Below are 13,897 nucleotides of genomic sequence, written 5' to 3'. Positions count from 1 at the left end.
TTTTATAAAAATATCCTATAAATCTATCTTCTTAGCCAATTCAAATCGTTATTCATATAAAAAGCATATCTGCATAAAAACAGTCCCCATAAATAATGCTGTCAATATGACATACAAATCAACATGAATCCCTTCGGACATTTTATTAGTTCTGCATATTAAGATATTGCTTAACTGCATCAGCACAACGTTCGCCGTCGATTCCAGCAGAAACTATTCCTCCTGCATATCCGGCACCTTCACCACATGGGAAAAAGCCTTGAATACGCACATGTTGCAATGTTTCCGGGTTACGCATGATTCTCACTGGTGAAGAAGTTCGTGTTTCTGTGGCAATAAGCACAGCTTCATTGGTAAGGAAACCATGACTTATCCTTCCAAAGGTTTCAAATCCTTGTTTTAGTCTTCCCGCAATTATCTTTGGCATCCAAAAATGTAACGGACTAGAGATTAGCCCAGGTGCATAAGAACTCTTAGGCAAATCATAACTGAGTTTAGAGCGTGTAAAATCAACCATTCGCTGAGCCGGGGCTGTCTGCCTCATATTGCCTTGCTGCCAACACATCTTCTCTAAATTCTCTTGAAAGCGCATCATGCACAAGGCATCACGCTCACCTTCAATATCTTCAGGATGAATTTCAACAACCATTCCGCTATTTGACCATTTAGAAGAACGATTACTCGGGCTCATACCATTTACAACAATCTGTTCCTTTCCTGTCGCAGCAGGAATTACAAAGCCACCAGGACACATACAGAATGAATAAACGCCACGCCCATCAACTTGAGTGACAAAATTATATTCCGCTGCAGGCAGATATTTTCCACGTCCGTTTCTGTTATGATATTGGATTTGATCGATAAGTTCGGCAGGATGCTCAAGCCTCACACCAACAGCAAGTCCCTTGGCTTCAATTTCTATTCCAGACTTATATAGATACTCATAAATGTCCCTTGATGAATGTCCTGTAGCCAAAATCACTGGTCCTTTAAAGACCAATTCATTACCACTTTTAAGATCTACAGCCTCGACACCCAATGCCTCATCATTTTCAACAATGATTCCTGTTGCCTTTGTTTGAAAATGAACTTCTCCACCACACTTTAATATTGTATTTCGCATATTTTCTATAACACGCGGAAGTTTGTCTGTTCCTATATGCGGATGAGCATCGGCTAAAATTGAAATAGGAGCTCCATGCTGACAAAAGACATTTAATATTTTACTTATATTACCCCTCTTCTTACTTCTTGTATATAGTTTTCCATCAGAATAAGCGCCGGCGCCACCTTCACCAAAACAATAATTGCTTTCATTATCAACCTTATGAGTTCGTGAAATGGCAGCAAGATCTTTTTTACGTTCATGAACATCCTTACCACGTTCTATAACAATAGGACGCAATCCATGTTCTATAAGACGCAAAGAAGCGAAAAGCCCACCAGGACCTTCTCCTACAACAACAACCGAAGGAGCTGAAGAAACATCTTTATACTCTACATGCTCAAAAACATCATCCTCAGGCTCTTCATTAATATACACTCTTACTTTCAAATTAATAAAGATAGTACGCTGACGGGCATCAATACTACGTTTAAGCACTCTGACATGCTTTATTGTTCTCGCATCAATAGCCTTTTCACGTGATATATATTCTTTTATTGTTGCTTCATTGAAAGCCTGTTGAGGCAGCACACGTAATTGATATTCACTTATCATATTCAAAATATTATTTCAAAAATTTATTCATAAAGTCAAGAACACTCTTCTGTTCTTCTATGCCACATGAGTGGGTTATATCCCTTAACTCAGTCACCAGTCTGTCTCCGGCCTTCTGACTATTCCACACATCATGCATAATTGCATAAGCCTTTTTGACTCCAGGTACAGGAAATAGCTTATCGTTCAATCCGTTAATAAGAAACATAGGTTTAGGACAAGCAATACTAGCAATATGAGGATAATCAAGATACTGCCGTAATGAAGGAATACAGTTAGCAAATCCTCCATTTTCCTTACGTCCGTACTTCCATGTCATCTGCACATCGGTTGTCACCATCCAACAAACAGATGCACATGCGGCAATTTTTTCAGACAAAGCCGCAAGCATCCACGCTCTGTAAGCTCCCATAGAAAATCCAATACACCCTATCCTGTCTGAATCAACCACATTGAGACTTGCAAGAAAATCTGTTGATGCGATATCATCATATGTCATAAATGCGCATAGATTTCTTCCGTACATCATCATGTTACCTGCAATAATATCATATTTTTTCCGGTCAACACCTTCCGCCCTACCGCGTTCTCCCCATAAAGGGGCATCAGTAGAAAACACTACATAGCCATTTTTTGCCAGATAATCGCCAAAGAATTGTCCGCCGTATAACTTATCACACCACTGACGTGCATCTGCAATAACAGATGAATCTTCATCAAACGGCATTATCATCTTTTCTTTGCCAATAAACAAATGCGCCCCATGATCATGCAAAAGATTTATAGCAGGAAACGGCCCTTTACCATCAGGAATCAACAAATAAGCTTTCACACGATAATAATCAGAAAGATTAAATTCAATTTTACGGGCGACATATCCGTCTCTATGCTCTTCTGAAAGTATCTTTATATCATAACTTTTTGCTGCCGTTGGCGGTGTCATCATACATTCAAACACCTTTTTACGTGCTGTATCTCTCCATTTACCAAAATCTGTTTCATTACTATTGCCCCATGCCAGTGGATACTTCAAGTCTGCAAGTAATTTATCAGCGTATACTGGAAAATCCTTATAAAATTCATAAGACTTTCTCTTCTGACCGTTTACATGTGCAAAAGATACAGCCAAAACGAGGACAAGCAGCAACGTCCGTTTATATATAACCTGTAACATAATATTCCAATTTTGTGCAAAAATAGCAATTTATTATGTAAAATAATTGCCACAAACAAGAAATCTTGCTAAATTTGTGACCAATTTAACAGAGCGTAAACCCTATTTGTCAGAGGGGCTCAACTAAATAAAAGAGATAAAATGAAAGTATTAAAGTTTGGAGGAACGTCCGTAGGTTCCGTTAAAAGCATTATGTGCTTAAAGAGGATTGTTGAAAAAGAAGCAAAAAAACAATCAGTAATAATTGTTGTCAGTGCATTGGGAGGCATCACGGACAAGCTTTTGTCTACTGCTCAAATGGCACTGAATGGAGATGAATCATATAAGAGAGAATTTGATGCCATGGTGAACCGCCATCATCAGATGATTGACACTATAATAACAGACACAACCAAGCGTGAGAATCTTTTTAATACCGTAGATGCTCTTTTTGAACAATTAAAGAGTATCTATTATGGCGTATATCTGATACACGACCTCAGTGAAAAGACACAAAACGCAATTGTAAGTTACGGTGAACGGCTTAGTTCAAACATTGTAGCAACACTGATAAAAAACGCATGCTGGTTTGATGCACGCGACTTTATCAAAACTGAACATAAGAAGAATGGTAAACACGTTCTTGACAGTGAGCTGACAAACTCTTTAGTATGCGAAACATTCAAGGATTTGCCACGAATATCTGTTGTACCAGGCTTCATAAGTAAAGACAAGAATACCGACGAAACAACCAACCTAGGAAGAGGCGGAAGTGACTACACCGCAGCAATCATTGCTGCGGCATTAGATGCTGAGGTACTTGAGATTTGGACTGATGTTGATGGTTTCATGACAGCAGACCCTCGCATAATACAAACTGCATATACCATAAATGAGCTCAGCTATATTGAAGCAATGGAGTTATGCAACTTCGGAGCGAAAGTAATTTATCCTCCGACGATTTATCCGGTATGCATAAAGAACATACCAATAAGGGTAAAGAACACTTTCAATCCGAAAAATCCTGGCACCATAATAAAAAAAGAAATAAACAATGATACTAAAGCCATAAAAGGTATTTCAAGCATCAGCGGTACGGCATTAATTACCGTCACCGGTTTATCTATGGTCGGCGTAATCGGTGTAAACCGAAGAATATTCACGGCATTGGCAAATAATGGAATATCTGTATTTATGGTAAGCCAGGCTTCATCTGAAAATTCAACCTCTATCGGTATGAAAGAGTCTGACTCTGAAGCTGCGGTAAACGTACTTAACGAAGAATTTGCCAAAGAGATTGAAACAGGAGCCATGTTCCCGATGCGTGCAGAAAAAGGACTTGCAACAATTGCCGTTGTCGGTGAAAACATGAAACATGTTCCCGGCATAGCAGGCAAGCTGTTTGGAACACTTGGACGAAGCGGTATAAGCGTCATCGCATGTGCCCAGGGCGCATCTGAGACAAACATTTCGTTCGTTGTCAACGGCATGTATCTGCGCAAATCACTCAATGTTCTTCATGATTCGTTCTTCCTTTCTGAATACAACGTACTTAACCTTTTTATATGCGGTGTTGGCACAGTTGGCAGCAAACTTATAGAACAAATACGCTCACAACATGATGAACTGAAACAAAACAGGCGCCTGCAATTAAATGTTGTCGGCATCGCAAGCAGCCACAATGCAATATTCGACCGCGAAGGCATTGACCTCGACACATATAAAGAACAGCTTGTACAATCAGAGATTACCGACACCGAGACACTACGAAGAGAGGTTATTGGCATGAATATATTTAACAGCGTATTCGTAGACTGTACTGCCAGCAAAGATGTGTCAGCTTTATATCAGGATTTTCTTGAGCACAACATCTCTGTTATTGCAGCAAACAAGATAGCAGCCTCATCCGATTATGAAAGTTATATAAAACTTAAACAGACAGCCCTTGCCAAAGGTGTTAAATTCAGATTTGAGACAAATGTGGGAGCAGGGCTTCCTATCATCGGGACAATAAACGACCTGCGCAACTCTGGTGACAAAATTCTGAAAATAGAAGCCGTATTAAGCGGAACGCTAAACTTCATATTCAACGAACTGTCTGAAAATGTTCCGTTCTCAGAAGCTGTCAGACGTGCAAAAGAACAAGGCTATAGCGAACCAGACCCCAGAATAGACTTAAGCGGAATAGATGTCATACGCAAACTCATCATCCTGACACGAGAAGCCGGATATAAAGCCGAGCAGGATAATGTTGAGAAGAAACTCTTCATTCCAGAATCATTCTTTAATGGTTCATTGGACGATTTTTGGAAACATCTGCCTATGCTTGATGATGAGTTCGAACAGAAACGCAAACAACTTGAAGCCCAGAACAAAAGATGGCGCTTTGTTGCAAAAATGGAAATGGGGAATACCAGCGTAGAACTCACAACAGTAGAAAAAGGACATCCTTTCTATAATCTTGAAGGGTCTAACAACATTGTGATGCTAACCACTGAACGCTATAAAGAATACCCGATGTTAATACAGGGCTACGGCGCAGGAGCAAGTGTAACGGCAGCCGGTGTATTTGCTAACATAATGAGCATAGCAAACATTTAGTCCATAAAAGGAGGGGCTACATGAAACATATCATCATTTTAGGCGACGGAATGGCAGATCATCCCGTCGCCAGACTTGGAGGCAAAACCCTTCTTCAATATGCCGACAAGCCTTATATGGATATGCTCGCATGCAAAGGGCGTACAGGTAGACTAATAACTATTCCTGACGGATTTCTTCCGGGCAGCGAAGTTGCCAACACTGCCATCCTAGGCTATGACCTTAATCGAGTCTATGAAGGCAGAGGACCACTAGAAGCAGCAAGCATCGGATACGACATGAGACCTGATGATTTTGCCATGAGGTGCAACATAATAACGCTTGAAAATGGTGTTATCAGAAATCATAACGGAGGGCATCTGAATACTGCAGAAGGAGAAATACTTATAAAGTATCTGAACGAACATCTCGGCAATGAGCAAATCAAATTCATTACCGGAATACAATATCGTCACCTGCTCATAATATGCGGAGGCAACAAACACATAATTTGTGCTCCACCACACGACTATCCGAACGAACAATGGAAAGGGCTTTTGGTAAAGGCAGAACCCGGATGGGAAAAAAAGCGTGACGGCAACAGAATGACAGGTAATGAAACTGCCAAGCTCATAAACAGCCTGATTGTAAAATCTCAAGAACTTTTAGAAAAACATCCTATCAATAAAGAAAGACGCATAAGCGGAAAAGACGCAGCCAACAGCATATGGCCATGGGGAGGAGGCTACCGCCCAGACATGGAAAAATTATGCTATATGTACCCTAAAATCAAGAATGGCTCGGTTATATCGGCAGTTGACCTGATTCGTGGCATAGGATTTTATGCGGGATTGAAAATAATAAAAGTAGAAGGAGCCACAGGACTTGCGGATACAAACTATGAAGGCAAGGCTGAAGCTGCGATAAAGGCGCTAAAGACGGATGACTTTGTTTTTCTGCATCTTGAAGCAAGCGACGAGGCAGGACACGACGGGGACCTCGAACTGAAACTTAAAACCATAGAGAATCTCGACAGCAAAATCATCAAACCAATTTATGAAGAAATAAAGACATGGAAAGATGCTCCTGTGCGCATGGCTATATTGCCAGACCACCCCACTCCGGTAGAAGTGCGCACTCACATAAAAGAGCCCGTTCCGTTCATAATCTGGCATGACGGAATAACGCCCGACAACGTAAAGACTTACGACGAAATGAGCTGTGCAGATGGAGGATACGGACTGCTAAGACTCAACGAGTTTATGAAAACATTCATGAAAGACTGAAAACAAACCAAAGGAAGCTGCGATATGAGATATTATAGTACAAACAAAAAATCGGAATGTGTTTCACTACGCGATGCGGTGGTAAACGGATTGGCTGAAGACCGTGGACTATACATGCCGGAAAGAATCAACAAGTTGCCTGAAGAGTTTTTCAAGGACATCGACAAAATGTCGTTTCAGGAAATATCGTATGAAGTGGCCAAAGCATTCTTTGGCGATGATGTAGAGACTGACGCATTGAAAAAGATTGTCTATGACACCCTGTCGTTCGATTGTCCTGTAAAAAATATATGCAACAATATATGGACCCTGGAACTTTTTCATGGCCCAACCCTTGCATTTAAGGATGTCGGGGCACGATTCATGGCACGCCTGCTTGAATATTTCATCAGGCAAGAATCTCAACAGACAGTAAATGTACTGGTTGCCACAAGCGGCGACACTGGTTCGGCCGTGGCAAACGGTTTCCTGGGAGTTGACGGCATTCATGTTTATGTGCTGTATCCCAAAGGCAAGGTAAGCAAAATACAGGAGAGCCAATTTACAACTCTCGGAAACAACATAACAGCCATTGAGATTGACGGAGTGTTTGATGATTGTCAAAACCTTGTAAAGAACGCCTTTATGGACAAAGAGCTGAACAATAGCATGAAACTGACATCTGCCAACTCTATAAATGTGGCGAGATTCCTTCCGCAGGCATTCTACTACTTTAATGCCTACGCAAGAATGAAAGCCAACGGACTGACTGACAATCTTGTTGTATGTGTACCTAGCGGAAACTTCGGAAACATAACAGCCGGACTTTTTGCCAAAGAAATGGGTCTACCAATATGCCGTTTTATAGCAGCAAACAATGCCAACGATATATTTTTTAACTATCTGAAGACTGGCATTTATGAGCCGAAACCTAGCATACAGACCATTGCAAACGCAATGGATGTAGGCAATCCTAGTAACTTTGCGCGTATATATGACTTATATGAAGGCTCGCATGAAAGAATTGCATCAATGATAAGCGGAGCTACATACACAGACGAAAAAATAAGCAACGCAGTCAAACAGTGTTACAATGAAAACGGCTATATACTTGATCCGCACGGAGCCTGTGGCTATCAGGCGCTAAAAGATCTACTTAACACTAATGAAACAGGGATTTTCTGTGAAACGGCTCATCCTGCAAAATTTAAAGATACAATAGAAAAAATCATCGGAACAGAAATTAAGATACCGCAACGGCTGGCAGACTTCATGAAAGGTAAAAAACAGACCGTAAATATGTCTAATGACTTCAATAGATTTAAAACGTTCTTGCTGGAACAGCAATAGAGCAATAATCTGTAGCGCTCATAAACACATAATGGATAAAATATGCATCATAAATAAAGGTCTAAGTCTGTTTAACTTTTGGCTTAGGCCCTTATTTAAGATAAAAAAGTTTATATATTCAACGCATAACGACAACATCATAATCAAAACAGGCACTTAAATGAAAAGTGAAAGCCACCTTACACGTATACAATCTACTTTACATTTTTAACAATCTTAAATTTGAAAAATCTGTAAAAAATCAAGACCAGAGTTTTCTTTAATCTAGAAATCAGTTCTAAATTTACGTTAATAATATAAGTATATTCCGCCACGAATAATAACACGAATTCACATTTGGGAGCCTTTAATACGTCCAAAAGCACTATTCTATATTGTAAAACCATTGGTTTTGCTGCTTAAAAGCAATGTGTTTATCTTTAAAAATCTATGGTTTTACATTCTAAAAAGCCACATTTTGCAAAAACAATATGATAAGCCCATATGCACTGTTATCCTAATCACCTATAAATCAAGCATATACATAAATTATAATATTTGAGCAAAATTTGCAGCAAAACATAAGAATGAAAATAAAGCACCTGCTCTCAATGCGTCAAAAACAAATAGTTTTCTATTTGAATGGTAGAAAATATTTACAAAAAAACAATTTAGAAATGGTGTCAAAATAATATTTCTACCAACATAAAGAACTAAAACCCACTCAAAACAAACAATAATCAATGTATGAAAAGTACCGAGAAAAAATAAGGCGAACAGTTGCATATAGACAAACTGCACGCCTTATTTCACATAACTGACATATTCAACAACAAATTTGCCAGCTTTAATATATCGGACAATTCTTAAATCTGCTCACATTCTTTAAGCCATAATGCAGACGAAGCATCACTCGGCATACGCCAGTCGCCGCGCGGACTAAGACTTACGCTCCCGACTTTAGGTCCGTCAGGCAGACAAGAACGCTTAAACTGCTGATTGAAGAAACGGCGCAAAAATATTGTAAGCCATTTCTTTATAGTTTCATCATCATAGAAAGGAGTTTCAGGATTACTTCCGTCGAAAGCTTTACGTGCAAGCATAAAAATCTTTGACGGACGATAACCAAAACGTATTATATGATATAAGAAGAAATCATGAAGTTCATAAGGCCCTACAAGATCCTCCGTCTTCTGTGTTATGTTGCCAGCCTCATCGGCCGGTATAAGTTCTGGACTTATAGGAGTGTCAATTATATCCAGAAGTATGCTTCGTGTTTCATCGCTGTCTTCACTCATAGCAACAAACTTGACAAGATATTTTATCAACGTTTTAGGAACCCCGGCATTCACTCCATACATGCTCATATGGTCACCATTATATGTAGCCCAGCCTAAGGCAAGCTCAGAAAGGTCGCCTGTGCCTATAACCAAAGCACCTAGCTGATTGCTGAGATCCATAAGAATCTGAGTGCGCTCACGCGCCTGACTGTTCTCATAAGTAACATCATGCACGTTAATGTCATGACCAATGTCATTGAAATGTTGTTTTACTGCATCGGCAATACTGATTTCACGCAATGTGATGCCAAGACTTTTCATCAGATTTACTGCATTGTTATATGTGCGGTCTGTTGTTCCAAAGCCAGGCATCGTTACGCCTACAATACCCTTGCGCGACAGTTGCAGCTTGTCAAATGTTCTTACACATACAAGCAAAGCCAATGTACTGTCGAGACCTCCGCTAATACCAACAACAACAGTCTTGCATCCTGTATGAACAAGACGTTTGGCTAATCCGGCCACTTGTATTGAGAATATCTCATCACAGCTTTTTTCCATGTCGTCAGTCTTCGGAATAAACGGATGAGGATCAACATCACGTATAAGTTCAAAGTCACGCGGCATCACAGTATGAGCATTTACGATACGCGAATCATGTCCACGCTGGGCATTTATATAAGTGCTGTTGGTACGACGTTCGTTACGAATCTTCTCTACATCTATCTGGGTAATTATCAGCTGAGAATCAAGAGCAAAACGTTCACTTTCAGCAAGAAGCTGACCATTTTCATAAGCAATGGCATTTCCACCGTAGACCACATCCTGAGTGCTTTCGCCAAATCCACAACCACTGTAAACATAGCCAGAAATCATACGTGCACTCTGCTGAGCCAACAGTCCCTTAAGATAGTCGTGCTTACCGATAAGCTCATCACTGGCTGAAAGATTGAATATGATGTCTGCACCAGAGAGCGCAAGATTACAGCTAGGAGGCACCGGAGCCCACACATCTTCACATATCTCCACGCCAAACATGGCTCCGTCGCATGTCCGGAACAGTGTCGGCTGAGGCGTAACTACAATCTTATTGCCTGCAAAACGAATTTCAGAAGGCTGCAAATCTTGTGACGAAGCAAACCAACGTTTCTCATAAAACTCACTATAATTAGGAAGATATGTCTTCGGAACAAGCCCAAGCAAATCGCCTTTTTGTATCACTGCTGCACAATTCAACAGCAAATCGCCAACAACTACAGGCACACCTACAATACTGATTATATCCAGCTTACGGGTGAAATCGAGCAACATGAGAACAGAAGTTTCTGCCTGCTCTAAAAGAAGTGTCTGTTTAAACAGATCCTGGCAAGTGTAACCGGTAATACAAAGTTCCGGAAAAACAATCACCTCAACACCCTTTCCTTCTGCCATGGCTATAAGACTCTCAATCTGCTGCACGTTATATGAGCAGTCGGCTACTTTAACCGAAGGTATGGCTGCCGCCACTTTAATAAATCCGTTTTGCATGTAAATCCTTTTTTGTATTATTACTTTATAGTGACCTGAGTAGCTCCATAGCCATACTCCTGAAACGAAGCATCTTGATAAGAGCAATTCTTGTAACGGTAGTTGAGTTCGTGAATCACCGCATGACGCAACACTCCTTCACCCTTTCCGTGTATAAAAACTATCTTGACACCATGTTTGCCCATATAGCTGTCCATGGTCTTTCTGAATACATCAAGCTGATAGTTAAGTATATCTGCAGCAGACATTCCTGCAGTTGTATCAAGAAGCTCGTTAGCATGCAAGTCAACAACAACCGGTTCGTCTTTTGACTTCTTGCGCGCATTCTGAACAACAGCTCTCGGTTTGTTGTCATCTGACGCCTTGCGAGCCATCTCCATTTTAAGTTTTTTTGCGTCAACTACAAGTGGACGTACGGGCTTGTCGTTCTCAATCAAAGTATAAATTAATGCAGACTGCTCAAAGAAGTCATTCTCCTGGAATGTATGCAATTTATAGAATTTTACAGTATCTATACGAAGCTGAGCATCAACAGCAGGTTTAAGCAGGAATCCTTTATCTTTCTTATATGCCACAAACTGTACGGCAACACGCTCAAGTTCATTCAACACTTCACGTCCGAATTCCTCTATAAACAACTTTGTGTTAGGTTCAACAGTTCCTTTAGAACGTAAATTCCAACTTGTACCTTCAACAGTAAGGTAAGTAAAATCAATATAATAATTGCTGTCGTTAATCAAATAAACCTCAAACTTTGTGTTAGTTATCTCTTTTATGTCAACCGGCACAAAGCCAAGATAAACAGACAACGCATCTCCACCTTTTCGCTCTTCAGGCTGTGCTGTGAAAGTTACAGGTCTGTCGGCGGGATCATAATCTTCGTCTTCATCCTTAACCGTACTGACATTCTGAACATCATGCTTTATATTATAGTCGTCATTGTCTATTACAACAACGTCAGTTATACTTGTTGGTATCTGAAAACCGTCTTCGTCCTCTACAAGAACAATATTCTTACCCTGAAAGCCGGCAACGACACCGCCTCCAACTTCACTCAAGAATCTTACTTTATCTCCTATTTTCATCGTTAATCGTTTTTATTATGTTAAGGAATCAACAAAGAACTGTCACCATAACTCAAGAACCTGAAATCATGGCTCAAGGCATAATCATATATAGTTTTCCAGTCGCCATGCACAAAAGCACTGACAAGCAAAAGTAAAGTACTTTGAGGCTGATGGAAATTGGTGACCAACATTTTTACAATTTTATACTCATAACCTGGAGCAATAATTATCTGTGTGCTTCCATGGAAAGAATTCTGTCCGTTACGGTCAAGATAGTCTACTATATTTTGCAAAGCCTCTACAGGCGACAAGTCTGTCTGTGTTTCATAAGGCTCCCACTGATCTATATGTAACTGTTCTTCTTTCAAATCCGGATTTTTGCTCAAACGCACACCTACATAATAAAGACTTTCAAGAGTTCTTACGCTTGTCGTACCAACAGCCACAGCACATGCATTGTGCTCTATTAGCTTCTTTAATGTTGATTTAAGCACGCAGATATATTCGGTATGCATGTTATGTCCGGCTATCTCTTCACTCTTTACAGGTTTAAACGTTCCGGCTCCAACATGAAGAGTAAGTTCTTCACGCTCAATACCTTTATCATCAATTGCCTTAAGTACATCTTCAGTAAAATGCAGACCGGCGGTTGGGGCTGCAACACTGCCCTTTATCTTTGAATACACCGTCTGATAAGTAACCTTGTCGCTCTCTTGAGTATCACGTTTAAGATATGGGGGTATTGGCAGTTCACCTACATTTTCAAGAATATCCGCAAATGTTATATCCTTATTATCCCACGCAAAGTCGATCCAATGACTTGTCCCATGTTCCTGACGATAAGTTGCAGTAAGCGTTACTTGTGTTCCTTTTATATCAAAGACGCGCTTAAGCGCCCCTTCTTTCCATTTCTTAAGATTACCGACAAGACAAAGCCAAGAACATGAACCATTTGTCTGAAACATCTGCTCATAGTCAGCAGGTTCAGCCGGTTCAAGTAAAAAAACTTCAATAATGGCTCCTGTTTCCTTTCTGAAATGTATTCGCGCCTTGATAACTCGTGTGTTATTAAATATCATCAGCGAGCCTTTAGGCAAATAATCTGTTATATTATAAAAGACATCTTCAGAAACTTTACCTTTGTCGTATATTAAAAGTTTGCTATGGTCACGTTGGGCAACAGGAAATTTTGCTATACGTGATTCTGGCAAATCATAATTAAAATCCTTAATCCTAATATGTTTTGTATCCATCTTTTTGTGAAAATCTAAAATATCAATGCTCTTATTATGGAATAAACCAATGTTAAAACTAAAACTAACACAACAATGTTGATATCAACATAGTTGTATCCAGTTGAAGAATATTGTGTGGAAATATAATTAAACCCGGGATGCATACGTAGATATGCTTTAATATATAAGAAATAAACAATCATTCCAACGATTGCTCCCCATGTAAGACCTACAATTATATCTCCAGGATAATGAAGTCCCAAGTACATTCTCGTCCAACAATTTACCAAAGACCACAATATAATTGCCACAGTAAATGTTCTATTACGTATAAGCAATGAGAAAAACATTGCTATACAGAATGTATTTGAAGCATGGGCCGAGAAGAAACCATACTGAGTATCACGCATCCCATTAACTATGTCAATTGTATATTTTACGAAAGGATCCCATGATGGCCTGTAACGTGCAACGAAAGGCTTAACAATAAAATCCGTAAGACCGTCCGACAATATTATACACAAAATAACGCTCCCGACAATAAGCATTATCTGCTTCATCGTCTCATTATTCTTTATCACAACATATAATAAAGAGAGATAAAGCGGTATCCATGTCAATCCTGACGTAAGGATTACAGCCAGATTGTCAAGAAACAATGATTCGCTTCCATTAAAAAAGGAAAGAATTTCGCGGTCTATCTCTATTAATGTCTGCATTTAATCAATTAATAACTTTATT

9 protein-coding genes are annotated in these 13,897 nt (G+C 39.7%); 3 read left to right on the top strand and 6 right to left on the bottom strand.

The window, feature by feature from the left end:
- Positions 1-145: 145 nt before the first annotated feature.
- Both ACZMIG_RS09760 and ACZMIG_RS09755 read right to left on the bottom strand, forming a co-directional pair.
- Positions 146-1,720: an NAD(P)/FAD-dependent oxidoreductase gene (locus ACZMIG_RS09760; RefSeq protein WP_418874775.1), complete on the bottom strand. Its 1,575-nt coding sequence runs from the start codon at positions 1,718-1,720 to the stop codon at positions 146-148.
- A gap of 10 nt (positions 1,721-1,730) precedes the next feature.
- Positions 1,731-2,894, bottom strand: a complete 1,164-nt coding sequence (locus ACZMIG_RS09755; RefSeq protein ID WP_418874776.1) for a dienelactone hydrolase family protein — start codon at positions 2,892-2,894, stop codon at positions 1,731-1,733.
- A 141-nt stretch (positions 2,895-3,035) separates the two neighbouring features.
- Between ACZMIG_RS09755 and thrA the strand changes: the two genes are divergently transcribed.
- The 3 genes from thrA to thrC are packed head-to-tail and all read left to right on the top strand — an operon-like array spanning position 3,036 to position 8,068.
- Positions 3,036-5,474 (top strand): bifunctional aspartate kinase/homoserine dehydrogenase I, encoded by a 2,439-nt coding sequence (gene thrA, locus ACZMIG_RS09750; protein WP_418874777.1) that lies wholly within the window; start codon positions 3,036-3,038, stop codon positions 5,472-5,474.
- Between the two features lie 20 nt (positions 5,475-5,494).
- On the top strand, positions 5,495-6,739 hold the full coding sequence (locus ACZMIG_RS09745) for a cofactor-independent phosphoglycerate mutase (RefSeq protein ID WP_302697927.1): 1,245 nt from the start codon (positions 5,495-5,497) through the stop codon (positions 6,737-6,739).
- 24 nt (positions 6,740-6,763) lie between these two features.
- Positions 6,764-8,068 (top strand): threonine synthase, encoded by a 1,305-nt coding sequence (gene thrC, locus ACZMIG_RS09740; protein ID WP_302433537.1) that lies wholly within the window; start codon positions 6,764-6,766, stop codon positions 8,066-8,068.
- 845 nt (positions 8,069-8,913) lie between these two features.
- Here the strand turns inward: thrC and ACZMIG_RS09735 are convergent.
- Genes ACZMIG_RS09735 through ACZMIG_RS09720 form a run of 4 tightly spaced genes read right to left on the bottom strand, consistent with a single transcriptional unit; the run spans position 8,914 to position 13,875 of the window.
- The gene (locus tag ACZMIG_RS09735) at positions 8,914-10,854 is read right to left on the bottom strand and encodes an NAD(+) synthase (protein WP_418874778.1); all 1,941 of its coding nucleotides are present in this window, start codon (positions 10,852-10,854) and stop codon (positions 8,914-8,916) included.
- Between the two features lie 20 nt (positions 10,855-10,874).
- Complete coding sequence (locus ACZMIG_RS09730) at positions 10,875-11,939, bottom strand: DUF2027 domain-containing protein (RefSeq protein WP_021854936.1); 1,065 nt, start codon at positions 11,937-11,939, stop codon at positions 10,875-10,877.
- 20 nt (positions 11,940-11,959) lie between these two features.
- Positions 11,960-13,174: an S-adenosylmethionine:tRNA ribosyltransferase-isomerase gene (locus ACZMIG_RS09725; RefSeq protein WP_288949577.1), complete on the bottom strand. Its 1,215-nt coding sequence runs from the start codon at positions 13,172-13,174 to the stop codon at positions 11,960-11,962.
- A 14-nt stretch (positions 13,175-13,188) separates the two neighbouring features.
- Positions 13,189-13,875 (bottom strand): phosphatase PAP2 family protein, encoded by a 687-nt coding sequence (locus tag ACZMIG_RS09720; RefSeq protein ID WP_021854938.1) that lies wholly within the window; start codon positions 13,873-13,875, stop codon positions 13,189-13,191.
- Positions 13,876-13,897 lie beyond the last annotated feature (22 nt).

The sequence above is a fragment of the Xylanibacter sp. genome (assembly GCF_057607445.1).
This window is presented reverse-complemented; position numbering and strand designations above follow the sequence as displayed.

Bases quoted from the DNA above. Each gene is read 5' to 3' on its own strand.
- ACZMIG_RS09760 (WP_418874775.1), bottom strand. From the start codon at position 1,720: ATGATAAGTGAATATCAATTACGTGTGCTGCCTCAACAGGCTTTCAAT.
- ACZMIG_RS09755 (WP_418874776.1), bottom strand. From the start codon at position 2,894: ATGTTACAGGTTATATATAAACGGACGTTGCTGCTTGTCCTCGTTTTG.
- thrA (WP_418874777.1), top strand. From the start codon at position 3,036: ATGAAAGTATTAAAGTTTGGAGGAACGTCCGTAGGTTCCGTTAAAAGC.
- ACZMIG_RS09745 (WP_302697927.1), top strand. From the start codon at position 5,495: ATGAAACATATCATCATTTTAGGCGACGGAATGGCAGATCATCCCGTC.
- thrC (WP_302433537.1), top strand. From the start codon at position 6,764: ATGAGATATTATAGTACAAACAAAAAATCGGAATGTGTTTCACTACGC.
- ACZMIG_RS09735 (WP_418874778.1), bottom strand. From the start codon at position 10,854: ATGCAAAACGGATTTATTAAAGTGGCGGCAGCCATACCTTCGGTTAAA.
- ACZMIG_RS09730 (WP_021854936.1), bottom strand. From the start codon at position 11,939: ATGAAAATAGGAGATAAAGTAAGATTCTTGAGTGAAGTTGGAGGCGGT.
- ACZMIG_RS09725 (WP_288949577.1), bottom strand. From the start codon at position 13,174: ATGGATACAAAACATATTAGGATTAAGGATTTTAATTATGATTTGCCA.
- ACZMIG_RS09720 (WP_021854938.1), bottom strand. From the start codon at position 13,875: ATGCAGACATTAATAGAGATAGACCGCGAAATTCTTTCCTTTTTTAAT.